This window comes from Pantoea sp. Fr+CA_20, assembly GCF_024520835.1.
Classification (GTDB): Bacteria; Pseudomonadota; Gammaproteobacteria; order Enterobacterales; family Enterobacteriaceae; genus Pantoea; species Pantoea allii.
This window is the reverse complement of the sequence record NZ_JALNPN010000015.1, coordinates 37,319-61,839: the sequence shown is the minus strand read 5'-3', so window position 1 is coordinate 61,839 and position 24,521 is coordinate 37,319. Positions and strand designations below refer to the sequence as shown.

Sequence of the window (24,521 nt, the reverse complement as noted above, 5' to 3'; positions counted from 1 at the left end):
CGCGATGAAAATTCTGGTGATCGGCCCATCGTGGGTCGGCGATATGATGATGTCGCAAAGTCTCTATCGTACGCTCAAGGCCGAACATCCTGATGCGGTGATCGATGTGATGGCACCGGCCTGGTGCCGTCCGCTACTTTCACGGATGCCTGAAGTCAATCAGGCACTGGCGATGCCGCTGGGTCATGGCGCATTGGGGATTGGCGAACGCCGCCGACTGGGCAAATCGCTGCGCGCCAGCGGTTACGATCGCGCCTATGTTCTCCCCAACTCTTTCAAATCCGCGCTGGTGCCCTTTTTTGCCGGGATTAAACGCCGTATCGGCTGGCGCGGAGAAATGCGTTATGGCCTGTTAAACGATCTTCGGGTGCTGGATAAAGAGGCGTTTCCGCTGATGGTCGAGCGGTATGTGGCTTTAGCTTATGACGCGCCAGTCCGTTCAGCCCGGCAATTGCCACAGCCCTTGCTAACGCCTCAACTGCAGGTTAGCGAACAGGAAAAAACAGAAACTGCCGCGCAGTTTCAGCTCGCTGCTGAGCGCCCGACGATTGGTTTTTGCCCCGGTGCAGAGTTTGGCCCGGCGAAGCGCTGGCCACATTTTCATTATGCTGCCCTTGCGCAGCAGTTAATCAGCGAAGGTTTTCAGGTCTTGCTATTCGGTTCGGCGAAAGATCATCCGACCGGTGAAGATATCATCTCTTCTCTGCCTGAAGATAGCCGGGCACACTGCCGTAATCTGGCCGGCGAAACTCAGCTTGAGCAGGCCGTTATTCTTCTGGCACTGTGCCGCGCAGTCGTCAGTAATGATTCGGGCCTGATGCACATCGCCGCAGCGTTAAATCGACCGCTGGTCGCCTTATATGGCCCCAGCAGCCCTGACTTCACGCCACCACTCTCCGATCGGGCGCGGATTATCCGTTTGATTAGCGGCTATCACCGCGTACGTAAAGGGGATGCTGAGCAAGGCTACCATCAAAGTCTTATCGATATTCAGCCCGCACAGGTCCATGAAACACTGAGCACGCTATTGCGTGAAGCCCAGGAGGGGACATGCACGTCCTGATTGTTAAAACCTCTTCTATGGGCGACGTGCTGCATACGCTTCCGGCACTGACCGATGCCATGTATGCCCTACCCGGCATACGCTTTGATTGGGTGGTAGAAGAAAACTTTGCGCAAATCCCGACCTGGCATCCGGCAGTGGACAAGGTTCTGCCCGTCGCCATCCGTCGCTGGCGTAAACATTGGTTTGGCAGCCAACAGCGTGAAGAACGCGTTCAGTTTAAACGTGAGCTGCAGTCTCATGAATATGATGTGGTGATCGATGCTCAGGGCCTGATTAAAAGTGCCGCGCTCGTCACCCGACTGGCTAAAGGCGTTAAGCACGGCCTGGACAATCGCAGCGCGCGTGAACCTTTTGCCAGTTGGTGGTATGACAAAAAACATGATGTCAGCAAGAAGCAACATGCGGTTGAAAGAACGCGTGAGCTGTTTGCAAAAAGTCTGGGTTACGATAAACCGCACACTCAGGGCGATTATGCGATTGCCGAACATTTCCAGAAACACGTAGCATCGCGTGAAAACCCTTATCTGGTATTTCTTCATGCTACGACACGTGATAATAAACACTGGCCTGAAGCCCATTGGCGAGACTTAATTGAACGCATCCAGCCAACAGGTTTACGCGTGAAGTTGCCGTGGGGTGCCGAACATGAGCACCAGCGTGCGCTACGTCTGGCTGAAGGTTTTGAGCACGTAGAAGTCTTGCCAAAGCTTTCTCTTGAAGCTGTGGCACAGCAGTTGGCAGGTGCGGATGCCGTGGTGTCAGTGGACACGGGCCTGAGTCATCTGACAGCCGCGCTGGACAGGCCTAATATCACTTTATATGGTCCGACCGACCCGGGTTTGATTGGCGGTTACGGGCAAAATCAGCATATTTTGCGCCCTGTTGAGGGCAGCAAATTAGCAGACATCAGCGCGAAGGACGTCGCAGATATGGTCTTTGAGATTCTTGCATGAAGAAACTCCACATAATTAATCTTGGCAAAATGGGTGGCGTTGAGCGTCTGTTCTTGCAGTACATCAATGACTTTTCTGACGGGCATGACGATGTGATTTGCATCAGCAATGAGATAGACGACGACATTCGTCGCCATATTCCTCAACAAAAAATCACCTTTGCCAATCGTTGGATTAATGGCCTGAAATTAAAAGTCCCACAATTTCTTCGGAAATATGTACTACAAAAACGGATAGAAGCCAGCGATGCCGATGTGATTGTAGTTTGGGATTTGATTCCGGGACTGGCAGCCAAACCCAGGCGCGCTGCTCTGGTCTATTACGACCACGGCTGCTCATGGCGCTATCCCAAGAATAAAAAAACGCTTAACTTTATGGCGATGCTGGATGGCGTTATTTCAGCCTCTTATGCTTCAAACCGCGTGATGCAGCATCGTTTTAATTTGCCTTGCCCACATCATGTCGTTATTAACCGAATCATGGTGCCACAGGGAATTAACCCCGCAACCAGAACGCTGAAAAATCCGATCAAACTGGGGACCGCATCACGCCAGGTTAGCCTTAAAGGTATTAGCGTAGCGCTACTGACGTTAAAAGAATTACGTCAACGTGGGCACAATGTTGTGCTGGAAATCGCGGGTAAAGGACCTGACCACGACGCCTTTGTGGGGCTCGCAGAGCGCTTAAATATTAGTGAGTTTGTCACCTTTAGCGGTTTTCAGCATGACATAAGCACCTTTTTCAACCGCATTGATCTCTATCTCAGTACGCCCGTCACTGAGCCATTTGGTCTTTCTTGTATGGAAGCGCTTTATTTTGGTGTACCGGTCATTTTTCCAATGATCGATGGCCAACCAGAAGTAGTCAGCCATCAACAGTGTGGAATAGGTTTAATGCCCTCAGTGACGATTGATGAACATGAGAAATTAACTGGCATACGCGTTGATTTCCCTTATCAGATCTACGATCCTGTCCACGATGTTATGGAAGAGGCCAAACTGGTTTCTCATATTGATTGCGCCAACGCGGTTGAAATATTATCCGGACATGAAACCTACCAACGATTTAGTGAAACCGCCAAAGCCTGGACAGCAGAGCATTTCGACTATGCGCTGTTTAAGACAGAATTCAATGATGCTTTGATGGACGTAATCAGTAAAAAATGAAACTTAATCATTTAATCTTAAAAAAAGATGCACCTGCCAACGTTCTTAACCAGCTGATTTTTATCGGATGTGCGATAGCCTTTATTACATCGCCATTTGGGGGAGATTTTGGCAAGAATGTTTTTTATCTATCGAGCTATCTGGCCTTTCTGGTCGTCATTTTCCATTTCAGATTTTACACCACCAATAAAAAAAATTTGATTCTTCCCGGTGCTCTTTTGGTTGTCGGTATCATCAGTATTATCTGGACAGCCATATATAAACAGCCTGGCGATTTCATCAGCCTTTACCGACAGTATCAGTCAACCGGAAGATTGCAGATCGCCGCAGCGTTTATCTTACTGACAATGCTCAATATTAAAATCGCACTGCAAAAACACACCGTGTTGACCGCCATTATTTGCGGACTTGCGGTAAATGGCTATGCCATTTACCAGGGTGTTTTCTTACATATAGACCGTGTAGAGCTTAATTTTGATCGGGCGACGGTTGCCGCCTATATTATTACCTCGGTTAATCTAATTTTTATTAAAGCCGTTTTACTCTTAAAGAACCGACATAGTGTGCTGCTTTTTTTAGCCGCTTTCGCCTTTACCTATGCTTCCATTGTGCTGACCGGAACGCGTGCAGCGATGCTGGCTTATCCTGTGTTGACCTTAATGATTGTACTGATGAGTACACATGTCATTAGTCGTCGACATAAAATGACGCTGTTCACTTTGGTGCCGGTGATGATTTTGCTGAGCGCCGCGCTATTTCATAACCTCATTGCGACACGTATACAGCAGTTCAATCAGGACATTGCTCACATGCATGAGAAAACTGGTGAGAATTCAATAGCTTCTCGCTTAAGCATGCAAATCATTGCATTTCGTACCGGCTCAGAGGCCCCATGGGGAGAGTCCGCTGAGCAACGCGCGGAAGAGGCAAAGGCAATCGTGGCAAAAGAGCCTTCGCTTTATGGGGCGTTAACCTATCTTACCGTTCACATGCACAATGAACTGATGGAAAATTTCTCAATTAAAGGTATTGTGGGGCTGTTGGCGATGGTCGGTTTATATCTCTGCTTAGTGCGTAATGCATTCACACCTTGCCATAATCCTGCACTCCTTGCCGTGACTGTATCATTAATAACATATGGCTTGAGCGACGTGATCTTTTTTAGTACTGAGGGCACACTAGCCTATTGTCTGGCTGTGATTATTAGCGGCTTGTTGGTCAATACCTCCGTTACATTACAGGACGCAGCATAATGCAAACCCGCGACTGGCTGCTAAGCGTAATTATCCCTTTGTACAATAGTGAACGTTATATTATCCCCTGCCTGAATTCACTATTTACGCAGATCGATGACGATATTCAGGTCATCATTATCGACGATGGTTCGACAGATCTTTCTTCGCAGCGCGTAAAAGATTTTCTGAGCGGTTATCCCTCAGCTTCTGTCGAATTCATCCAACAGGCTAACCAGGGCGTTGCCGCAGCCCGGAATGCCGGACTGCTCAAAGCCAGAGGAAAATTCATTACCTTCCTGGACGCTGACGATCTCCTCAGTAAAAACTATCTGTCGATTATCAAGCCATTATTATTATCCGATCAGGACGATCTGATTGATTTTAATTATGCCCGATTTGAACATACGGTGCCTGAAGCGTCAGAAAACGAATCGCCTCAGCGTGTTGCTTATGATTTTTCAGGGCGGGGACTGGATTGTCTTCATCCTCTTTTTATCCGATCGATGTGGCATCTGTGGAACCGGGTATACAGAAATAGCTTACTGGAAGGAGACGCGTTTGAGGTGGGAAGGCGCTATGAAGACGTTATCTTTACGCCTTTTCAGTATCTTAAGACGCAAAAGATCGCTCATCTTGAGAATACGCTCTACTATTACCGCGATAATCAGCAAGGTATTACGCGTAATGTTCGTGAGAGCGATATTCAGGACATGCTGTTCGCCATGAATAAAATGTGTGCCATCGCGCAGACAAACAGTGAACGGCGTCGGTTGGCGGCAGGCATGATAGTGAACTGTTTTAATGAAGTAAAAAGCATGTCGAAAGCGGTTTTTGGCTATTACCATTACGATAAACAAACAAAACTGGCGCTTAAGTCAGCAGCACGCCTTTGTAAGGGCCATTGCAAAACGAAAAAGTTTTGGCAAATGCGCTATCCCGAAGTCGACACGCTTTTTTCGTGGTTGCGATTTAAAACCCGTAAACCGGCTACTGGTGTGAATCGGTGACGGCTCCGAGTGCCGTTTTTTTCTTCAGGGCATATTCGGTTAATGTCATGCCCTGAGTGCGCACCTGAAGCCAGCTAAACAGCTGCTCTAAATCATCATAAAGACGGTCAATATCTGCGTCATTTTTAAACGTTGGACTGCCATCAGGCATAAACTCAGAAGAGTGCAGCATAAATTCAACATAATCGTTTCCCTGCGACAGTGTTTGTTCAACGACCTGCTTCATTTGCGCCAGATTTCCGCCTATGGGTCGTAACCAGTTGACCCGAGCCCCTCTCGATTTACCCCGAACAGTGTCACAGGCTTTTTTAAACTGATTTTTCAATCGGCCATGTCGATACTGAATGCTCATCGGCAATTCCAGTAAGGTTGAGTGGCCAGGTTTTGAAATATCGTTGATATCGACGTAATAGGCACAGTCCGGAAACCGGCTGTAATCTGTACCACCTTTACCCTGGGGTGCACCAGGTGAGCCACGCCAGTCGACACGCGGCGTAACGGAGCAGTCAACCAGATAACCATTGTCGATCAATGCGCGCGCATAAACTTCATTAAAGGCCCAGCGACCAGCACGATGACTGCGCATTTTGGTATCAAATGCCGTTTCAAGCAGATCAGTCATGTAGGCGACTTTATCGCGCAGGACCGCCTCTGGGTACTCAATCAGATAAGGCTGGTAACGCCAGTCATCCTCCGTGAGTGCGAAATCAGGAGGGCTGTACCAGGCATGTAAATGCATGCCTATTTCACCCTGATTACGATCAAGGAGGTCGCGGCCAAACTCCACATAGGCAGGATCGCTGACCATCTCATAGTTAGTGAGCCAGGTGGGTTTGAACGCATATTTTTCGCACAACGACTGAAAACGCGGTAAAAAGCGAACATTATGCGTGGTGACATTGCCGCTGCGATTGCGCCAGAGGTTGTCACCTTCTGTATCAAGGGTAATTAAAAATGCTGGTTTATCCATGACTTATCCAACAATCAGTAGAGATTCTCTTTACCATGTTACGCAGGGTGCGCAATCCGCGCAAAAATATAATTGCGGTGAGTTTGGTTTTTATTCGTAGTCATCTATGCGCCGATAACCTAAAATCATTATCTTAATCCAAGGGGCATTTCGTTTATAAGCCATTGAATAACAGAGCGTTGTAATGTTTTTTATATTTGAAAAATTATTTGAAACTGCACTCACTATTTTACTCTGTTACGACTTGTTTAATGCCTGTGAGTCACATAATTAAGACCACGCACAGCGCAGGCGAGTCTTTGAGGTGAAAATTTGTCCAAGCGTATTTTGATGATAATTGACGGGCTGCCAGGCGGCGGTGCTGAAAAGGTCGTGCTGACGCTGGCACAGGGCCTGATAAATGACGGGCACCAGGTAGCACTTTTTTCTTTGCGTAACGTCTGCGATTACCCCCTACCTGCAGAACTCGATTACCAGATAATTAACGACGCTAGCCGTAGCCCATGGCGTAAGCTCACTGAAACATCGCGTCGCGCCAGACTCCTGGATAAGGCCGTCCGTGCCAGTGAGACCCGGTATGGCAAATTTGATTTGGTACTGTCCCATCTGCATAAAACTGACCGCATTGTATCTTCCTCGCGTGCGCTCGATCCGTTAAAAACCTGGTACTGCATCCATGGCGTTTTTTCGGCCTCTTATCTGGCGCGCAAATCAGGTTTTGCGTTTTGGCTTAAGCGCCAGAAAATCCGTCACGTCTACCGTAATCGTCAGGTGGTCGCGGTTTCTCAATATGTACTGGATGATTTGATCCGTTGTGTCGGCGTGAAACCCTCGCGAACCAACGTGATTTTTAACCCTTTTGATTTTGATGAAATCCGCCAGCTTTCTCAGGAACCTTGTCCGCTCGCAGGCACAGATTTTCTGGTACATGTTGGTCGTTTTCATGAAACAAAACGGCATGATCGCCTGCTGGAAGCTTACGCACAAAGTGGCATCCAGGCTCCTCTGGTCTTACTGGGGCAAGGCAGCCCTGCAACGAAAGAGAAGTTACATCGACTGACTGAACAACTGGGCATTTCAGATCGCGTGCGCTTTGAAGGTTTCCAGCGTAATCCCTATCCCTGGATTCGTCATGCCAGGATGTTGATTCTGAGCTCAGACAGTGAAGGGTTTGGCAACGTTTTGATTGAAGCGATGAGTTGTGGAACACCGGTGGTGAGTACGCGTTGTCCTGGCGGACCAGCAAGTATTTTAACCGGTGACCTGGGACGCGGACTGTCTGAGATGAATGCAGCCTCTTTAGCGGAAAAAATGCGTGAAATCCACGATAATCCCCCTGATTTGCATCAACTTGATTTGAACATCTACAGCCTGTCGGTTATTTGCCAGCAATATTTGCATCTGGCTGACACCTGATTTGAACGCCCACATTTCTGCCGTTGAGCACACATCCTGTTAACCAGCCGTTCCTTAAATCACCGAACAGATTAAGGGAACGGCAGGTTTGGCCGTTGTTTGCGCAACAAAAGACGCCTTTAGTCTCAGACGTTCAGTAAATGATAAGATCGCTACGCGACAACGGCTTCAGGACTGCCTTTGAGCTGTTGCCACGCATCAATAACGCTTTCCAGCGTCACGTCATTACATTCCCCGGAAGGCGTCTGCAGGATTTTATATTCACCTGACCATGGGTGCCATCCGGGGGCATCAGTATCGCCAAAAAACACCACCTGCTTTTTATGTAAACCTGCAGCGATATGCATTTGGCCACCATCGCTACACAGAATTTGGTCACAGCAACTAAAGCCCGCCATTAAATCACGCACCGACGTTGTCGAGTAGGCGGCGACACGAGAGGAATTGATTAACTCAAGGAGGCTCTCTGCACGGGCATCATCCCCCCTGTCATCCGGCCCCAGTGCACCCTGCGGAGACCAAAAGATCAGCACACTCGCTTGCTCATCCTCTAACAGATAATGGATAAAAGCCGCATAGCTTTCCAGATCCCAACGTCGCTTCGGGCTACGGCTGCTGATGTGTATACCGTAAGTTTGGCCGGATACGGAAAACATGGAATTGACACGTTTTTTTGCCTGCTCTCGCTCTTTATGAGTTAAATAAACTCTTACCGGCGGAACTGCAGGCAAATGATCGGTCAGCGCTGAGAGATACGAGTAAGTGTGTTCGACCTGGTGGTTGCCAGAAAAATCGTCTCTGCCAAAGATTCTTGTCAGCCCGTTACTGGCTTCGCCCGCCCCAATAATATGGGTGGCTCCCGCCATACGCGCCAGACGTAAGCTGTATTTGCAGGGGACCGGGTTCGCCAGTACCGCCGCATCAAACTTCGTTTTACGTAAAGCCCAAAAAATTTTTAAACGGTGCCAGTAAACGCCAATTGCGGTCTCATTCTTGCCACGGTGCTTGGCTTTCTTATAGACATGAAGCGCATCAACATGGGGGTTATGCAGTATCACATCCTGCGCCACTTTATTTACCAACAGCGTCAGTTTAGCTTCGGGAAAGGCCGTTTTGATGCCTTCGAGCAACGGCGTGGTACAAACCATATCACCAATGTTGTCGCGCCTGATGACGAGGATATTTTTCATACAATACTCGGTTTAGGGATACCTGTCCTGGCTGTAAAGCACCCGGCATTGAGAGTGGCGAAAAAATAAATTTCTGCTACACAGAGTATTTGACCCGTAATGTAAAAAAAGTTCTGAGTGCTTGAGTAATAATTTTGTTAAAAACTTGCTCCATTTTCATTTGAACTCATGATGCCGTGTCACAGAATTTGCCTTTATTATCAATAATCACACCAATGTTTAACGCTGGTGCCATGTTTGAGACATTTATCCAGTCTTTGCTGGCTCAGACGCTGACATCTCTGGAAATCATCCTCGTCGATGATGGCTCCACTGACGGCTCGGGTGAGAAGGCTGACGGCTATGCACAGTGCTACCCCCACATTCAGGTCATCCACCAGCCCAACGGTGGCGTCTCACGTGCGCGCAATGCCGGGCTGGCGGTCGCTCGCGGCAAGTATGTGACCTTTCCAGACGCTGACGACACCATGAAGCCCGAGATGTACCAGACGCTGGTAGATATGGCAGAGTCAGACAATCTGGATGCGGCACAATGTAACGCCGAGTGGTTTTTCCAGGCGGATGGGAACGTTCAGCCACTTATTCCCCCGGACAGGCTCACCAGCACAGCCGTGTTGAGCGGACCAGAATGGCTCAACAAGGCGCTGAAGACTCATCGCTATAAACATGTTGTCTGGCTCGGTATTTACCGACGCGAACTGATTGAAAAACTGAAGCTAAATTTTGAACCCGGCCTGCACCATCAGGATATTCCGTGGACCACAGAGTTCATGCTGAATGTAGAGCGCGTACGCTATACCGATAAACAGCTGTATCGCTACTATCTGCACGATGCTTCAATCAGTAACCGTAAGCGTACCGGCCTGCGCAATGTTGAATATCAACGTCACTACCTGAAAATTGCCCAAATGCTGGAAGCGATCAATGCGCGCTATCGCCATAAAGTCAAAATCTACCCGGCATTCCACTATCAGATCACTTACGAAGCACTCAGCGTATGCCACAGTATCCGACGCGAACCTGAGGAATCAGCCCGTCAGGCGATGATTGCGGATCTCTTCGCTACCCAGACACACAAACGTATGCTGCGTAATGCGCGTGGTGTAAAACAGTGGTATCAGCTGCTACTCTGGCTGAGCCGTATTTATTACTGGCGCAGGAAATAAGCGACGTCACTTGCTTTAACCCCTTCAGGGTTTGCCCTACAATCAGCTCACTGAATTCTGAGAGCATTTGAGTATGACAAGCCCGATTCCAGCCCAGTTTGCACCGAAAAAAATTCTGTTAATCAAACTGCGTCATCACGGCGACATGCTGCTGACTACGCCTGTCATCAATGCTTTGCATCAGCATTATCCGCAGGCCACCCTTGATGTCCTGCTTTATAAAGAAACACGCCCCATGCTGGAAGCGCATCCTTCCATACATCACCTGCATATCATCGATCGCAACTGGAAAAAGGAAGGCGGCTGGCAGAAGTTGCGCCATGAAATGGCCCTGCTCTCAGCAGTGCGATCCCGTCATTACGATGTGGTGATTAACCTTGCCGATCAGTGGCGCAGTGCGATTATTACCCGGCTGTCTGGCGCGCCGGTGCGCATTGGCTTTGCGTTTAAGAAACGCGATAACGCCTTCTGGAGCTGGTGCCACAATCATTTGGTCACCACAGAAAATCACGATCGGTTGCACACGGTGGAGCAGAACCTGTCAGCCCTGTCACCGCTGCAGATTTCAACCGAGGGCGCCAAAGCCTCTATGCATTTCAGCCCGAACGACGATCGGAAAGTGCAGGATATGCTGCTCCAGCAACAGATAAATAGCCCTTTTATCGTACTGCAACCTACGTCGCGCTGGCAGTTTAAATGTTGGGAAGAAGATAAGGTTGCAGCCACTATCGACCAACTGGCTCAAGCCGACCGAAAAGTCATCCTGACAGCAGGACCGGATGATAGCGAGCTGGCGATGGTTGAGCGGATTCTTGCGCAGTGCCATTCTCCGCATGTTATCTCCCTGGCAGGCCAGCTGACGCTGCCTCAGTTGGCCGCGCTTATCGCTCGCGCCAGGCTTTTTATTGGCGTGGACTCGGCCCCCATGCATATGGCCGCCGCGCTGGACACACCGTGCATTGCGCTGTTTGGTCCCACTAAGCTGCAACACTGGCGTCCATGGGGTGACAACAATCGGGTCATCTGGGCTGGCGATTATGCTCCCCTTCCTCCGCCAGACTCCATTGATACGCGCACCGAGCAACGTTATTTATCCGTTATTCCGGTTGAGGACGTGGTGACCGCCGCAAGGAGCTATTTAAATGAGTAAGTTACGTCTGGCGATTGTCCGGCAAAAATACCGCCCCGATGGCGGGGCCGAGCGTTTTATTTCACGCGCACTGGAAGCCCTGGGTAGCGAACAGTTAGATCTCAATATCATCACCCGAAGCTGGCAAGGAAAACCCAATCCGGACTGGCATCTGCATATCTGCAATCCTGCTAAACTGGGACGGGTTTCGCGTGAACGGGGTTTTGCCCATGCTGCACGGGCCTGCTGGGAACGGGAGAAGTTTGATATTGTCCAGAGCCATGAGCGTATAGCGGGCTGTGACATATTTCGGGCTGGTGACGGTGTACATCGTGTCTGGCTTGAGCAACGGGCACGCATTGTTTCTCCGCTGCAGCGCTTGAGTGCCGCAATAAGTCCTTATCATCGCTACGTCCTGCAGGCGGAAACGGATATGTTTCATTCCCCCTCGCTGAAAGCGGTGATATGTAATTCTGAGATGGTGAAAAAAGACATCCTGCGCTGCTTTACGCTGCAGGCAGAGAAAATACATGTCATTTACAACGCTATCGATTCAACGCGCTTTCAGCCGGCCACTGAGGCCTCTCGTCATGCTGTGCGTACACAGCTGAACCTGCCCACTAACGCAACCGTACTGATTTATGTGGGTTCTGGATTTGAACGTAAAGGCCTGAAAGCCGCCATTGAAGCGCTGGCCAAAAGTAATCGCTATCTGATTGTGGTCGGTCAGGATAAACAGGTGAAACGTTATCAGCAGTTAGCCAACCAGCTCAACTGTCTTGAACGGTTACGTTTTGTCGGCGTACAGCAGGATGTGCAGCCCTTTTACCATGCTGCTGATGGTTTGCTACTGCCAACGCTCTACGATCCTTTTCCCAATGTTGTGCTGGAAGCGATGGCATGTGGTTTGCCCGTGATTACCAGTACGGGCTGTGGCGGCGCGGAATTTATTCGCGAAGGCCAGGAAGGCTTTGTGCGCGATGCGCTAGACATCACAGGCCTTAACCAGGCTATTAACGCCCTTTCTATGCTGACCGTCGATATGAGGATGGGAGAAGCGGCGCGGCGCAGGATCGAACCCTACAGTCCACAGAACCTGGCGAATTCACTGAATACGCTTTATCAGCAGGTGCTGAATAGCCACTCATGATGTGGGATGAGTGATTATGCTGTTTCTGATAAGATGCAGTAATCTGACTTTAATCTGTTTTTTTGACGCCAACGTGTCATAACGGTAACTATGACGACCATTTACACCGCATTGCTCTATTTTATTCAGCCACTGATTTGGCTGCGCCTGTGGCTGCGTGGTCGTAAAGCCCCTGCCTACCGTAAACGCTGGGCAGAGCGTTATGGCTATTGCGCCGGAAAAGTAAAACCTGAAGGCATAGTTTTGCATTCCGTCTCCGTGGGTGAAACCCTGGCGGCGGTGCCTCTGGTGCGCGCACTACGTCATCGTTATCCTACGCTGCCTATTACCGTAACAACCATGACGCCAACCGGCTCTGAACGCGCGCAGTCTGCATTTGGCAAAGATGTGCATCACGTCTATTTGCCCTACGACCTGCCAGGCTCCATCAATCGCTTTCTTGATACGGTTAATCCGCGCCTGGTGATCATTATGGAAACGGAGTTGTGGCCAAACATCATCCGCATTCTGCATGAGCGCCATATTCCGCTGGTGATCGCCAATGCCCGGCTGTCGGAACGTTCTGCAAAAGGCTATCGCAAGCTGGGCAAGTTTATGCGTAACCTGTTACAGAGCATCACGCTGATTGCCGCTCAGAACGCCGAGGACGGGGAGCGTTTTCTTCAGCTCGGCCTGAAACGTTCTCACCTGTCGATTACCGGTAGCCTGAAGTTTGATATTTCTGTTACGCCAGAGCTGGCCGCAAGAGCGATAACGCTGCGGCGTCAATGGGCGCCCCGCCGCCCGGTTTGGATTGCCACCAGCACTCATGAAGGCGAAGAGGCGATTCTGCTGGATACGCACCGCCGTTTATTACAAACCTTTCCGGATCTGCTGCTTATTCTGGTGCCACGTCATCCGGAGCGTTTCAACGATGCCCGCGAGCTGACGCAAAAACGCCAGTTCAGTTTTACCTTGCGCAGCAGCGGTGAAATCCCATCCAGTTCAACGCAGGTCGTCATTGGCGACTCGATGGGGGAACTGATGCTGCTGTATGGCATTGCCGATCTGGCATTTGTGGGCGGCAGTCTGGTTGAGCGCGGCGGTCATAATCCGCTTGAACCTGCAGCCCATGCTATTCCGGTGCTGATGGGCCCGCACACCTGGAACTTCAAAGATATTTGCAGCAAGTTGCAGCAGGCACAGGGACTGATCACCGTCACCGATGCTGCGTCACTGGAAAAAGAAGTGACGAATCTGCTGCAGGACGATGATTATCGTCGCTACTACGGACGCCATGCCGTAGAAGTGCTCCACCAAAATCAGGGAGCCATACAGCGTCTGCTACAGTTACTTGAACCCCATTTACCGCCACGAGCTCATTGATGACTTCAACGCGCCAACGCCTGTCAGTGGTGATGATTGCCAAAAATGAAGCAGAGCTGCTGCCTGACTGTCTTGCATCCGTACATTGGGCCGATGAAATCATCGTGCTGGATTCCGGCAGTACGGATAACACCATAGCGCTGGCCCGTGAAGCAGGTGCTCAGGTTTATCAGGCGACGGAATGGCAGGGCTATGGCAAGCAGCGTCAGCGGGCGCAGAGTTTTGCCCGTTGCGACATGATTTTGATGATCGATGCCGACGAGCGTGTAACGCCAGCGTTACGTCGGGCGATTGAGCAGGTACTGGACGCGCCGCCGGGCCGCACCGTTTACAGCCTCAGCCGAAGTAATCTTTTTTTAGGGCGTTTCATGCGCCATAGCGGCTGGTACCCTGACCGGGTAATGCGACTGTATCCGCATACGTTACGCTATAACGACAATCTGGTGCATGAGTCGCTGAACACCGAAGGCGCGCCAGTCAAGGTCCTTGACGGGGATTTGCAGCACCTGACCTGCCGCGACCTGATGGCATTTCAACGCAAACAGCTGGCCTACGCGGAAGCCTGGGCACAGGAAAGATTCCTGCGCGGAAAAGCGTGCAGTCTGTTTTCTGTCTTCACGCATACGCTGGGTGCCTTCATTAAAACGCTACTGCTGCGTGCCGGGTTCCTTGATGGCAAACAGGGTTGGCTGCTGGCGGTCGTTAATGCCCAGTACACGTTCAACAAATATGCGGCGCTATGGGCGCTGAATAATGCTTCGGCGAAAGGGCGCACATGACCACTAAAGCTATCTATCCAGGCACCTTCGATCCCATCACATTAGGCCATATTGATATTGTGACGCGTGCTGCACAGATGTTTGACTGGCTTGTCGTGGCGATTGCGGCCAGCCCAGGCAAAAAACCCTTGTTTACGCTGGATGAAAGGGTTGCGTTGGCGCGTCAGGCAACCGCCCATTTATCGAATGTTGAGGTGGTGGGTTTTAGCGATCTGATGGCCAATTTTGCCCGCGCGCAGCAGGCAAATGTCTTAGTACGCGGATTACGTGCGATATCGGATTTCGAGTATGAGATGCAGCTGGCGCGTATGAACCGGCATTTGTTGCCGACGCTGGAAAGCGTGTTTTTGATGCCGTCAGAAGACTTTTCTTTTATCTCTTCTACGCTGGTAAAAGAAGTGGCGCGGCATGGCGGCGATGTTTCGGCCTTCCTCCCCGCGCCTGTTCACCAGGCGTTACTGGCTAAGCTACCTTAGCGCTGACAGTTTGGGCACCAGTAAGTACTGCGTTGCCCATGCTTACCGCTGACAATGGGCGTGCCACATGCCCGGCACGGCTCACCCGCACGACCATAAACCTGTAGCTCTTGTGCAAAATAGCCGGGCTTACCATCACTTTGCAAAAAGTCGCGTAATGTCGTCCCACCCTGCTCGATTGAGCGTAGCAACACCGCTTTGATGGTATTAGCCAAAAGCGCGGCGTCTTCATGGGACAGACTCATTGCGGGGCGATCAGGAACGATCCCGGCGGTAAACAGCGACTCACTGGCATAAATGTTACCCACGCCAACCACAACTTTATTGTCCATCAGCCACTGCTTAATCACCGTTCGCTTACCACGGGATTTTTCGAACAGATAGTCGCCATTGAACAGTTCACTCAGCGGCTCTGGGCCGAGGTGTGCCAGTACGCTACTGCCGGCCAGGTCACTGCTCCACAGCCAGGCCCCAAAACGCCGGGGATCGGTATAGCGCAGCACTTTACCGTTGCTCATCACCAGGTCGACATGATCGTGTTTGGCGGCAGGCAACTCTTCTGAAAGCACGCGCAAACTGCCAGACATACCCAGATGGATAATGATCCAGCCGTGCGGCAACTCCAGCAAAAGGTATTTGGCGCGACGTTGAACACTCAGCACAGGCTGATCGCTTAGCGCCAAAATTTCTTGTGAGACCGGCCAACGCAATCGCGCGTTACGCACAACCGCGTGAAGAATTGTTTGACCAACCAGATGTGGCTCAATGCCGCGTCGGCTGGTTTCTACCTCTGGCAACTCAGGCATAACCTCTCCCCTGCGCATTACACAAACAAAAAACCCGGCCTGAGCCGGGTTTTTTGCAGAAAACCAAAATTACTTAATTTTGGCTTCTTTGTAGATCACATGCTGACGTACAACCGGATCGAACTTTTTCAGTTCAAGTTTCTCTGGTTTAGTACGTTTGTTCTTCGTGGTGGTATAGAAGTGACCTGTACCAGCAGAGGAAACCAGCTTGATCTTCTCACGAATACCTTTAGCCATGATTCAGTTCCTTAGTACTATTAGTACTTCTCACCACGGGCACGCATGTCGGCTAACACCGTATCAATGCCCTTTTTATCAATAATACGCATACCTTTTACAGATACACGCAGAGTAACGAAGCGCTTCTCGCTCTCAACCCAAAAACGGTGTGAGTGCAGGTTCGGAAGGAAACGGCGTTTCGTCGCGTTCATTGCGTGGGAACGGTTGTTACCGGTCACCGGACGCTTTCCAGTTACCTGGCAGACTCGTGACATGTCTATTCTCCAAAAATCAAATCAGCTCGAGCTTTAAAAATTAGGTTTTGGCCGCCTCGTCAGGCTTACAGCCCGCCAGGCGAGTTCCATGGAACCCGCTAAGCTGGCCTAACCGCCAAACCCGAGATTCTCAAAGGTGGCGTAGTATACGCCGCTCGGCCCAAGTGCTCAAGTCCCGAACAGATAAAGATCCCGAATGATCGTGTAAAAAGCCGTCATCTGGACCAGATTTTCAGGCTCAGAGCCATCCCCGTTCGGTAAATGAGACAGATTCACCATGTCCAATCACCAGATGATCGAGCACGCGAATGTTTACCAGGCGACAAGCTTCGCAGATTTTCACCGTAATGTCGCGGTCAGCCTTACTGGGCTCGGCTTTTCCCGACGGATGGTTATGCGCGATGATCAACGCTGCAGCGTTAATTTTAAGCGCCTCGCGCACAATCTCTCGTGGATGAACCTCCACACTATTAATGGAGCCAGAGAACATTTGCCGGGCGGTTATCACCCGATGTTGATTATCTAAAAACATCACGATAAAAATCTCACGTTCCTGTTCCGCCAACAGCATTTGCAGATACTGGCGTGTTGCAATGGGGCTATCGAGCGTATTTTCACGGGCCAGTTGGCTGGCAAAAAAGCGTTTAGCCAGCTCAGCAACGGCCCGGAGCTGGATTAACTTAATTTCGCCCGCCCCTTTAATGCCTTTAAAATCCTCGGCACTGGCGTTCACGATGTTGTATAGCGAGCCCAACTCTTGCAACATCTGCTGTGCCAGCTTCATCACCGGTACGCCTCTTGAACCGGTGCGCAAAAAGATGGCTAACAGTTCTGCATCACTTAATGCATCTGCGCCCAGTAGCTTAAGTTTTTCCCGTGGTAGAAAATGATTCATTGCTGCTCTCCCTGTCGCCCCCTGTATCATCCCCTGTCAGTGAAAACGCCACCAGTGAGCAAACGTGATTCTTCGGCACATCTCGCAAACGCAGTCATTGAAAAGGTGCCTGAGAGGTTTTGTGATAAAATTCGACCATTCCGCCGTCCCGAAACGGCAATTGAAAATGAGGTTAGCTGCATGATGGGATTAGCCGGTAAAAAAGTGCTGTTAGGCGTAAGTGGTGGTATTGCGGCCTATAAAACACCCGAGCTGGTGCGCCGTCTTCGCGATCGCGGTGCCGATGTGCGCGTGATGATGACCCATGCAGCAAAAGCGTTTATTACGCCGCTCAGCCTCCAGGCGGTATCGGGCTATCCGGTAATGGACGATCTGCTCGACCCAGCAGCCGAGGCAGCAATGGGTCATATTGAGTTGGCCAAATGGGCCGATCTGATTCTACTGGCACCGGCATCAGCAGATGTAATTGCGCGAATGACGGCCGGTATGGCGAATGATTTAGTGACGACCGCCGTGCTGGCTACCGCGTCACCTGTCGCGATTGTGCCCGCAATGAATCAGCAGATGTACCGCGCAGCCGTCACGCAAGCAAACCTCGCGACACTTCAGTCGCGTGGCGTGTTGATCTGGGGGCCTGACAGCGGCAGCCAGGCGTGCGGCGATGTCGGGCCGGGTCGTATGCTCGACCCGCTGGCTATCGTGGACTACGCGGTGCAGTGGGCAAGCCCCGTCAACGATCTGCAACATCTCAACATTATGATTACCGCCGGTCCTACCCGTGAAGCCATCGACCCTGTGCGTTATATCAGCAATCACAGTTCCGGAAAAATGGGCTTTGCCATCGCGACAGCCGCTGCCAGCCGTGGTGCAAATGTCACGCTGGTTTGTGGCCCGGTGACCTTACCTACGCCCACCGGAGTTAAGCGGGTTGATGTGACATCGGCACTGGACATGCAGGCTGCAGTGATGGGCGAGATAAACAAACAACATATTTTCATTGCAAGCGCTGCCGTGGCAGACTACCGGGCAGCCAACATTGCGGATGAGAAAATCAAGAAACAGGATGACGATAATGATGATAATGTCACCCTGCAACTCATCAAAAATCCCGATATTGTCGCGGGCGTTGCCGCGTTACCGCAGGGCCGACCGTTTGTGGTTGGATTTGCGGCTGAAACCCAGAATGTGGAAGAATACGCCCGGAAAAAACGCGCGCGTAAAAAGCTGGACCTGATCTGTGCTAACGACGTGTCAAAAGCAGGACAAGGGTTCAATAGCGACACCAATGCTCTTCACCTTTTTTGGCAGGAAGGAGAAAAGACCTTACCGCTCAGCGATAAGTCACTCCTTGGTCAACTTTTAATAGACGAGATTGTCAGCCGTTATGATGAAAAAAATAGACGTTAAAATTCTCGATGCGCGCGTCGGCAAGGATTTCCCATTGCCGACTTATGCGACACCGGGTTCCGCTGGGTTAGATCTGCGTGCCTGTATTGATGATGCGATGGAAATCGAACCGGGCACCACAACACTGGTCCCTACCGGACTGGCTATTCACATTGCCGATCCGAGCCTTGCTGCTGTTATTCTCCCGCGCTCAGGCCTGGGTCATAAACATGGCATCGTACTGGGTAACCTGGTCGGCCTTATTGATGCCGATTATCAGGGACAACTGATGGTATCGGTATGGAATCGTGGGCAGGAAAGCTTTACGCTACAGCCGGGCGACCGCATGGCCCAGCTGGTTTTTGTACCTGTCGTCCAGGCCGAATTCAATCTGGTGGAAACGTTTGACGCCAGCTTGCGCGGCGAAGGTGGCTTCGGTCACTCAGGCCGTCAGTAACCAGCACTACCGATTTTCACTTACGCCAATCATTTTATTTCTCATCGCCATAAGTTTTTCTCTTGTGGCTGATGCGTAGGTGTTGCCTGTTTATGGTGAAATTCAGGGGTTTTTAAGGGCATGGCAGAAAAAAAAGTCGTAAAGCGGAATCGTCGCGAAGAGATTTTGCAGGCGCTGGCACAGATGCTCGAATCCAGCGATGGCAGCCAACGTATTACTACCGCAAAACTCGCGGCTAACGTCGGTGTTTCGGAAGCGGCGCTTTATCGTCATTTTCCCAGCAAAACACGCATGTTCGACAGCCTGATCGAATTTATTGAAGACAGTCTGATTACCCGCATCAATCTCATCCTTAAAGATGAAAAAGAAACGATGGCGCGCCTGCGTCTTATCGTGCAGCTGATTCTGGGGTTTGGTGAGCGTAATCCGGGGTTGACGCGTATTTTAACGGGTCATGCGCTGATGTTTGAACAGGACCGCCTTCAGGGGCGTATTAATCAGCTGTTTGAGCGGATTGAAGTCCAGCTACGTCAGGTGATGCGTGAACGAAAAATGCGAGAAGGTGAAGGCTTTCACACTGATGAAGCACTATTAGCCAGTCAGTTACTGGCGCTGTGCGAAGGATTATTATCGCGTTACGTTCGTTCCGAGTTCCGCTTTAGTCCTACTGCCGAGTTCGACACCCGCTGGCCGCTGATCGCGGCACAACTGGTGTAATACGCTGGCGGGCTCTGGCCCGCCGGCGATCAGACGCCGTACGCTTTTTGATACGCACGCACCTGGGCTAAGTGGTCAGCCATGTGCGTTTTTTCAGCCAGGTAGTCAATCAGGTCGTTGAGCGTAATAATGGCGGTCACCTTGCAGCCGTAGTCACGTTCCACTTCCTGAATGGCGGAAAGTTCACCACGGCCACGCTCCTGGCGATCCAGTGAAATCAGCACCCCAGCCAGACTCGCATCATGTGCATTAATGATATCCATGGATTCACGAATCGCGGTTCCTGCCGTGATGACGTCGTCGACCAGCATAATTTTACCCTGCAGCGGGCTTCCCACCAGCAGACCGCCCTCACCGTGATCTTTGGCCTCTTTCCGGTTAAAGCAGTAAGGCACATCCCGGTCATGATGATCGGCTAAGGCAACAGCCGTTGTGGTCGCGATAGGAATCCCTTTATAGGCCGGTCCAAACAGCAAATCGAAATCAACACCGCTGTCGACTAATGCCTGCGCATAGAAACGCCCCAGCAACGCTAAATCCCGCCCACTGTTAAACAGACCGGCATTAAAGAAATAGGGACTTTTACGACCCGACTTTAACGTAAACTCACCAAATTTAAGCACCTGCTTATTCAGTGCGAATTCAATAAACTGCCGTTGCCAGGCTTTCATGTCTTACTCCTCAGATAAAAAAGGCGACTCTGTGGTCGCCTGTTACTTTACTTTTCCAGCGCTGCTTTTTGCGCCTGAATTAATTCTTCGATACCGCCGCGCGCTAACGCCAGCAGTGCCAGTAACTCTTCATGACTGAAAGGTTCGCCTTCGGCAGTGCCCTGCACTTCGATCATGCGCCCATCTTCCATCATTACCACGTTCATATCGGTTTCAGCGGCGGAGTCTTCGACATATTCAAGGTCGCACAGGGCTTCACCGTTAACGATGCCCACGGATACGGCCGCGACCATCCCTTTCATCGGGTTCGCTTTCAGCTTACCGCTGGCCACCAGCTTGTTTAGCGCGTCGGCCAGTGCCACACATGCGCCGGTAATCGAGGCTGTCCGGGTACCGCCATCGGCCTGAATCACGTCGCAATCAAGCGTGATGGTGTATTCACCCAGCACCTTGAGATCGACAGCGGCACGCAATGACCGGGCAATAAGTCGTTGAATCTCAAGTGTGCGCCCGCCTTGTTTCCCTTTTGCGGCTTCACGCGCCATACGGCTGTGCGTTGAACGCGGCAACATGCCATATTCGGCGGTGACCCAGCCCTGGCCCTGCCCTTTGAGGAAACGCGGAACACCTTCATCCACCGTTGCAGTGCAGAGCACTTTGGTTTCACCGAACTCCACCAGAACGGAACCCTCTGCGTGTTTGGTGTAATTGCGGGTCAATGTGACGGGACGCACCTGATGTGCGCTACGGCCTGCTGGACGCATGGTTATCTCCGGCTTGCAAATGGTTGGCTGCGTATTATACGGACTTCCTGGCCTGCTGTCTCTTGCCCTGGCCCGTCAGGCTCATGATGAAATTCATGTTGGAGTATGGCTAAATGCCTTACCTTTTGCCGCATATTTGCTAACTGATAAAACTATGGCCGCTATTTTTCATTTCCTGCTGGCGCTGGTGGTGATTTTCGCCCTTGCGTTACTGGTCAGTCATGACCGTAAACACATTCGCCCACGCTATATTATTCAACTTATTGTCGTTGAAGCCGCACTGGGCTGGTTCTTTCTTCATTCTGCCGGTGGACTGGCGCTCGTGGGTGCGGTGGGCCGCTTTTTTGAAACGCTGCTTGGTTTTGCTGCGCAAGGCACAGAGTTTGTTTTTGGCGGCATGAGTCAACAAGGCCTGGCCTTTATCTTTCTTGGCGTACTCTGCCCGATCGTTTTTATTTCCGCCCTGATTGGTATTTTGCAGCACTGGCGCATTCTGCCATTGCTGATCCGGCTCGTGGGAACGGTCCTGTCCAAAATCAACGGCATGGGAAAGCTGGAGTCCTTTAACGCAGTCAGTACGCTGGTACTGGGCCAGTCTGAAAACTTTATTGCTTATAAAGGTATTCTGGCCGATATCCCACCTAAGCGCCTTTACACGATGGCCGCAACCGCCATGTCCACCGTTTCGCTGTCCATTGTCGGTGCTTACATGTCGATGATTGAGGCTCGATATGTTGTGGCTGCGTTACTGCTCAATATGTTCAGCACCTTTATCATCCTGTCGATTATTAATCCCGGCAAGGAAAGTGATGAGCAGCCTGTCGCACTGGACAAGTTGCATGAAGAACAGAGTTTCTTCGAAATGTTGGGTGAGTACATCCTGGCAGGCTTTAAAGTGGCCATGATCATCCTGGCGATGCTGATTGGTTTTATTGCCTTGATCGCGGCCATCAACGCCCTGTTCGCCGCCGTGTTTGGATACAGTTTCCAGCAGCTTCTAGGCTATGTTTTTTATCCCTTTGCCTGGCTAATTGGTATTCCTGCCGCCGACGCCCTCCAGGCTGGCAGCATTATGGCAACCAAACTGGTCGCCAATGAATTCGTCGCCATGATCGAGCTGAAGAAAGTCGCGGCAGGCATGACGCCACGAGGATTAGGCATCCTGTCGGTGTGCCTGGTGTCTTTTGCTAACTTTGCGTCAATTGGCATTGTGGCAGGCGCGATTAAGGGGCTAAACGAACGGCAGGGGAACATCGTTTCCCGATTTGGCTGGAAACTGGTTTATGGTTCAACCCTGGTAAGCCTGCTTTCGGCGGCGTTCGCCGGACTGTTTATCTGATTCTTTCACGGCGGCCAATGCCGCCGTTAATGGCATCAGAAACTCACGCAGGAAGGCGAATCGACGCGCATGACCGATTCCTGACCAAACTCTTTTTTATACTGCTCGCGCAGTGCTTCAACACGGCTGTTGCTATCGCTGTCAAAATTATAAATGAGCACCAACGCTTTACTTTTCTCACGCGCCAGTTGACCGTTTTCACTCAGCCATTGCCCCTGGGCATCATAAACCGACAATCCAGATTTAAAGCGCGGGGTCACTTCTTTATCGATAAAACGCATCCAGTCCTGTGAACTCACGCTGCCACCTTTTGGCTTGCTGAGACCAAACCACAATGTGGTTTGCATCATCACTTCACCGCCAGCGCAAATGGGAACGGGCCGGGTAGAGGGCGCAAGTTGCAGTGCAGACGGCGGAGGCGGAGGCGGCGAGTGGCAGCCAGCCAACAGCAAGGTCAGCAGTACAGGAAAGCACAATACACGAGACATAAAAGGGATCCTCGATGAGTAAACCAGTAAACAGCATAAGTGCCTGTTGCTAAAAGCGGAAATAATTTGTTATCTCATCCTGTTCACGCTTACACCTGTTATGGTTAGCCTTGCCTCGTTATACTGACGCTAATCTTTCTGAAAATGAGTAACGCTTATGATCCGCAGTATGACCGCCTATGCCCGCCGTGAAGTCAAAGGCGACTGGGGCAGCGCCGCCTGGGAGCTGCGTTCCGTTAATCAACGTTATCTTGAAACCTACATCCGTCTGCCGGAGCAGTTCCGCGGGCTGGAGCCGATGATTCGGGAACGCATTCGTCAGCGTCTGACGCGCGGTAAAATCGAATGTAATCTGCGCTTTGATGCTGACCCGGGCGCGCAAGGCGAGCTGATGCTGAACGAGTCGTTGGCTAAACAGCTGGTGCAGGCCGCTAACTGGGTAAAAATGCAGAGCGACGAAGGCTCGATCAATCCGCTGGATATTTTGCGCTGGCCGGGCGTGATGTCTGCGCAAGAGCAGGATCTGGATACGATCAACACACAGCTGATCCAGGCGCTGGATGGCGCGCTGGATGATTTCATCGACGCACGCGAAAGCGAAGGTAGTGCATTAAAAGCGATGATTGAGCAGCGGCTGGAAGCGGTGACGCATGAGGTAAGTAAAGTGCGTGCTCAACTGCCCGACGTGATCAAGTGGCAGCGTGAACGTCTGATCGCCAAACTGGAAGACGCCGAAGTACAGTTGGAAAACAACCGTCTGGAGCAGGAACTGGTCATGATGGCGCAGCGTGTGGATGTCGCAGAAGAGCTGGATCGTCTGGATGCGCATGTCAAAGAGACGTACAACATTCTGAAGAAAAAAGAAGCCGTAGGACGTCGCCTCGACTTTATGATGCAGGAATTCAACCGCGAGTCGAATACGCTGGCCTCTAAATCAATCAATGCAGAGATCACCAACTCAGCGATTGAGTTAAAAGTGTTGATTGAACAGATGCGTGAGCAGATTCAGAATATCGAGTAATCTCCGCTACTCGCCAAAAACCTCTACAAGCCCACGTTACATGGGCTTTTTTATTCAAACTACAGTCTATTGAAGACCACTTAGATTCATTAGAAACCACTACCAAGTGGGGAGTAAAACGGGGAGCGTTTTTGGTTTACTAGTCTCATCCGGCAGTTTATAACCATATCCTCACCACAACGATTTTTCATCAGGATAGGTGTATTTTGATGAAAGAAAAGAAGCCTTACAAAGAGTTGCAGCGAAAATAAGATTTATTAATGAGCGTTAGGTTTAATCAACTTTGTTCGCTAGCAATTGTTTACTTTACAGGCGTAGTAATATAACCCGCATTAGAAGGAACAACCTGTCTGATTTTTTGAAAAAACGTTAAGAAAAATCTTAATTGCACTACAAAAATATAGTTGTATAGTAG

The 24,521-nt window shown here is 50.7% G+C and carries 26 protein-coding genes; 17 read left to right on the top strand and 9 right to left on the bottom strand.

All coding sequences use genetic code 11. The annotated features are described in order from the left end of the window. Positions 1-4: 4 nt before the first annotated feature. Genes rfaF through NR177_RS16865 form a run of 5 tightly spaced genes read left to right on the top strand, consistent with a single transcriptional unit; the run spans position 5 to position 5,427 of the window. The gene (gene rfaF, locus NR177_RS16885; protein WP_063877704.1) at positions 5-1,063 is read left to right on the top strand and encodes an ADP-heptose--LPS heptosyltransferase RfaF; all 1,059 of its coding nucleotides are present in this window, start codon (positions 5-7) and stop codon (positions 1,061-1,063) included. Beyond that, positions 1,051-2,019: a lipopolysaccharide heptosyltransferase RfaC gene (rfaC, locus tag NR177_RS16880; RefSeq protein WP_256853283.1), complete on the top strand. Its 969-nt coding sequence runs from the start codon at positions 1,051-1,053 to the stop codon at positions 2,017-2,019. Before rfaF ends, rfaC begins: the two co-directional genes overlap by 13 nt. Continuing rightward, entirely contained in the window at positions 2,016-3,185 is a 1,170-nt protein-coding gene (locus tag NR177_RS16875; protein WP_256853282.1) for a glycosyltransferase family 4 protein, read from the top strand. The genes rfaC and NR177_RS16875 overlap by 4 nt, the downstream gene beginning before the upstream one ends. Next, positions 3,182-4,438 carry an O-antigen ligase gene (locus NR177_RS16870; protein ID WP_256853281.1) on the top strand — a complete coding sequence of 419 codons (1,257 nt, stop codon included), beginning with the start codon at positions 3,182-3,184 and terminating at the stop codon, positions 4,436-4,438. The genes NR177_RS16875 and NR177_RS16870 overlap by 4 nt, the downstream gene beginning before the upstream one ends. Continuing rightward, entirely contained in the window at positions 4,438-5,427 is a 990-nt protein-coding gene (locus tag NR177_RS16865; protein ID WP_172896819.1) for a glycosyltransferase, read from the top strand. Before NR177_RS16870 ends, NR177_RS16865 begins: the two co-directional genes overlap by 1 nt. On the opposite strand, the gene NR177_RS16860 is transcribed toward NR177_RS16865, so the two are convergent. Then, positions 5,408-6,397, bottom strand: coding sequence for a deacetylase (locus tag NR177_RS16860; protein ID WP_256853280.1), 990 nt, complete (start codon positions 6,395-6,397; stop codon positions 5,408-5,410). The genes NR177_RS16865 and NR177_RS16860 overlap by 20 nt on opposite strands. A 330-nt stretch (positions 6,398-6,727) precedes the next feature. Between NR177_RS16860 and NR177_RS16855 the strand changes: the two genes are divergently transcribed. After that, on the top strand, positions 6,728-7,813 hold the full coding sequence (locus tag NR177_RS16855; RefSeq protein ID WP_256853290.1) for a glycosyltransferase: 1,086 nt from the start codon (positions 6,728-6,730) through the stop codon (positions 7,811-7,813). Positions 7,814-7,965: 152 nt separating this feature from the next. On the opposite strand, the gene NR177_RS16850 is transcribed toward NR177_RS16855, so the two are convergent. Continuing rightward, on the bottom strand, positions 7,966-9,003 hold the full coding sequence (locus NR177_RS16850) for a glycosyltransferase family 9 protein (protein ID WP_256853279.1): 1,038 nt from the start codon (positions 9,001-9,003) through the stop codon (positions 7,966-7,968). Positions 9,004-9,179: 176 nt separating this feature from the next. On the opposite strand from NR177_RS16850, the gene NR177_RS16845 reads away from it, so the two are divergent. The 6 genes from NR177_RS16845 to coaD all read left to right on the top strand — a co-directional run bounded on the left by NR177_RS16845 (position 9,180) and on the right by coaD (position 15,068). Next, positions 9,180-10,169: a glycosyltransferase gene (locus NR177_RS16845; protein WP_096011114.1), complete on the top strand. Its 990-nt coding sequence runs from the start codon at positions 9,180-9,182 to the stop codon at positions 10,167-10,169. 73 nt (positions 10,170-10,242) lie between these two features. Beyond that, entirely contained in the window at positions 10,243-11,319 is a 1,077-nt protein-coding gene (gene rfaQ, locus NR177_RS16840; protein WP_109718205.1) for a putative lipopolysaccharide heptosyltransferase III, read from the top strand. Beyond that, positions 11,312-12,448, top strand: coding sequence for a glycosyltransferase family 4 protein (locus NR177_RS16835; RefSeq protein ID WP_145395137.1), 1,137 nt, complete (start codon positions 11,312-11,314; stop codon positions 12,446-12,448). Before rfaQ ends, NR177_RS16835 begins: the two co-directional genes overlap by 8 nt. Positions 12,449-12,538: 90 nt before the next feature. Next, positions 12,539-13,813, top strand: a complete 1,275-nt coding sequence (waaA, locus tag NR177_RS16830) for a lipid IV(A) 3-deoxy-D-manno-octulosonic acid transferase (protein ID WP_063877714.1) — start codon at positions 12,539-12,541, stop codon at positions 13,811-13,813. Further along, positions 13,813-14,592: a glycosyltransferase family 2 protein gene (locus NR177_RS16825; protein WP_109718207.1), complete on the top strand. Its 780-nt coding sequence runs from the start codon at positions 13,813-13,815 to the stop codon at positions 14,590-14,592. The genes waaA and NR177_RS16825 overlap by 1 nt, the downstream gene beginning before the upstream one ends. Continuing rightward, complete coding sequence (gene coaD / locus NR177_RS16820; RefSeq protein ID WP_063877716.1) at positions 14,589-15,068, top strand: pantetheine-phosphate adenylyltransferase; 480 nt, start codon at positions 14,589-14,591, stop codon at positions 15,066-15,068. The genes NR177_RS16825 and coaD overlap by 4 nt, the downstream gene beginning before the upstream one ends. Here the strand turns inward: coaD and mutM are convergent. The 4 genes from mutM to radC all read right to left on the bottom strand — a co-directional run bounded on the left by mutM (position 15,065) and on the right by radC (position 17,293). Further along, complete coding sequence (gene mutM / locus NR177_RS16815) at positions 15,065-15,874, bottom strand: bifunctional DNA-formamidopyrimidine glycosylase/DNA-(apurinic or apyrimidinic site) lyase (RefSeq protein ID WP_096011118.1); 810 nt, start codon at positions 15,872-15,874, stop codon at positions 15,065-15,067. The genes coaD and mutM overlap by 4 nt on opposite strands. A 69-nt stretch (positions 15,875-15,943) precedes the next feature. Beyond that, positions 15,944-16,111, bottom strand: a complete 168-nt coding sequence (gene rpmG / locus NR177_RS16810; RefSeq protein WP_001051798.1) for a 50S ribosomal protein L33 — start codon at positions 16,109-16,111, stop codon at positions 15,944-15,946. 20 nt (positions 16,112-16,131) lie between these two features. Further along, positions 16,132-16,368: a 50S ribosomal protein L28 gene (rpmB, locus tag NR177_RS16805; RefSeq protein WP_006121249.1), complete on the bottom strand. Its 237-nt coding sequence runs from the start codon at positions 16,366-16,368 to the stop codon at positions 16,132-16,134. A 238-nt stretch (positions 16,369-16,606) separates the two neighbouring features. Next, positions 16,607-17,293: a DNA repair protein RadC gene (radC, locus tag NR177_RS16800; RefSeq protein ID WP_082875154.1), complete on the bottom strand. Its 687-nt coding sequence runs from the start codon at positions 17,291-17,293 to the stop codon at positions 16,607-16,609. Between the two features lie 150 nt (positions 17,294-17,443). On the opposite strand from radC, the gene coaBC reads away from it, so the two are divergent. The 3 genes from coaBC (at position 17,444) to slmA (ending at position 19,823) form a co-directional block, all read left to right on the top strand. Further along, the gene (coaBC, locus tag NR177_RS16795) at positions 17,444-18,670 is read left to right on the top strand and encodes a bifunctional phosphopantothenoylcysteine decarboxylase/phosphopantothenate--cysteine ligase CoaBC (RefSeq protein WP_063877719.1); all 1,227 of its coding nucleotides are present in this window, start codon (positions 17,444-17,446) and stop codon (positions 18,668-18,670) included. Beyond that, positions 18,648-19,106: a dUTP diphosphatase gene (dut, locus tag NR177_RS16790; RefSeq protein ID WP_256853278.1), complete on the top strand. Its 459-nt coding sequence runs from the start codon at positions 18,648-18,650 to the stop codon at positions 19,104-19,106. The genes coaBC and dut overlap by 23 nt, the downstream gene beginning before the upstream one ends. Before the next feature lie 120 nt (positions 19,107-19,226). Beyond that, a complete protein-coding gene (gene slmA, locus NR177_RS16785; protein WP_063877721.1) occupies positions 19,227-19,823 on the top strand; it encodes a nucleoid occlusion factor SlmA in 597 nt (198 codons plus the stop codon). A 29-nt stretch (positions 19,824-19,852) separates the two neighbouring features. On the opposite strand, the gene pyrE is transcribed toward slmA, so the two are convergent. Both pyrE and rph read right to left on the bottom strand, forming a co-directional pair. Beyond that, on the bottom strand, positions 19,853-20,494 hold the full coding sequence (gene pyrE / locus NR177_RS16780; RefSeq protein ID WP_063877722.1) for an orotate phosphoribosyltransferase: 642 nt from the start codon (positions 20,492-20,494) through the stop codon (positions 19,853-19,855). A 47-nt stretch (positions 20,495-20,541) separates the two neighbouring features. After that, positions 20,542-21,258 carry a ribonuclease PH gene (rph, locus tag NR177_RS16775; RefSeq protein WP_013027743.1) on the bottom strand — a complete coding sequence of 239 codons (717 nt, stop codon included), beginning with the start codon at positions 21,256-21,258 and terminating at the stop codon, positions 20,542-20,544. 154 nt (positions 21,259-21,412) lie between these two features. On the opposite strand from rph, the gene NR177_RS16770 reads away from it, so the two are divergent. Beyond that, complete coding sequence (locus tag NR177_RS16770; protein WP_256853277.1) at positions 21,413-22,597, top strand: NupC/NupG family nucleoside CNT transporter; 1,185 nt, start codon at positions 21,413-21,415, stop codon at positions 22,595-22,597. A gap of 35 nt (positions 22,598-22,632) precedes the next feature. On the opposite strand, the gene NR177_RS16765 is transcribed toward NR177_RS16770, so the two are convergent. Beyond that, positions 22,633-23,085, bottom strand: a complete 453-nt coding sequence (locus NR177_RS16765) for a DUF3574 domain-containing protein (RefSeq protein WP_096011121.1) — start codon at positions 23,083-23,085, stop codon at positions 22,633-22,635. Positions 23,086-23,242: 157 nt separating this feature from the next. On the opposite strand from NR177_RS16765, the gene NR177_RS16760 reads away from it, so the two are divergent. Next, positions 23,243-24,106 (top strand): YicC/YloC family endoribonuclease, encoded by an 864-nt coding sequence (locus NR177_RS16760; RefSeq protein WP_063877724.1) that lies wholly within the window; start codon positions 23,243-23,245, stop codon positions 24,104-24,106. Positions 24,107-24,521: the final 415 nt, after the last annotated feature.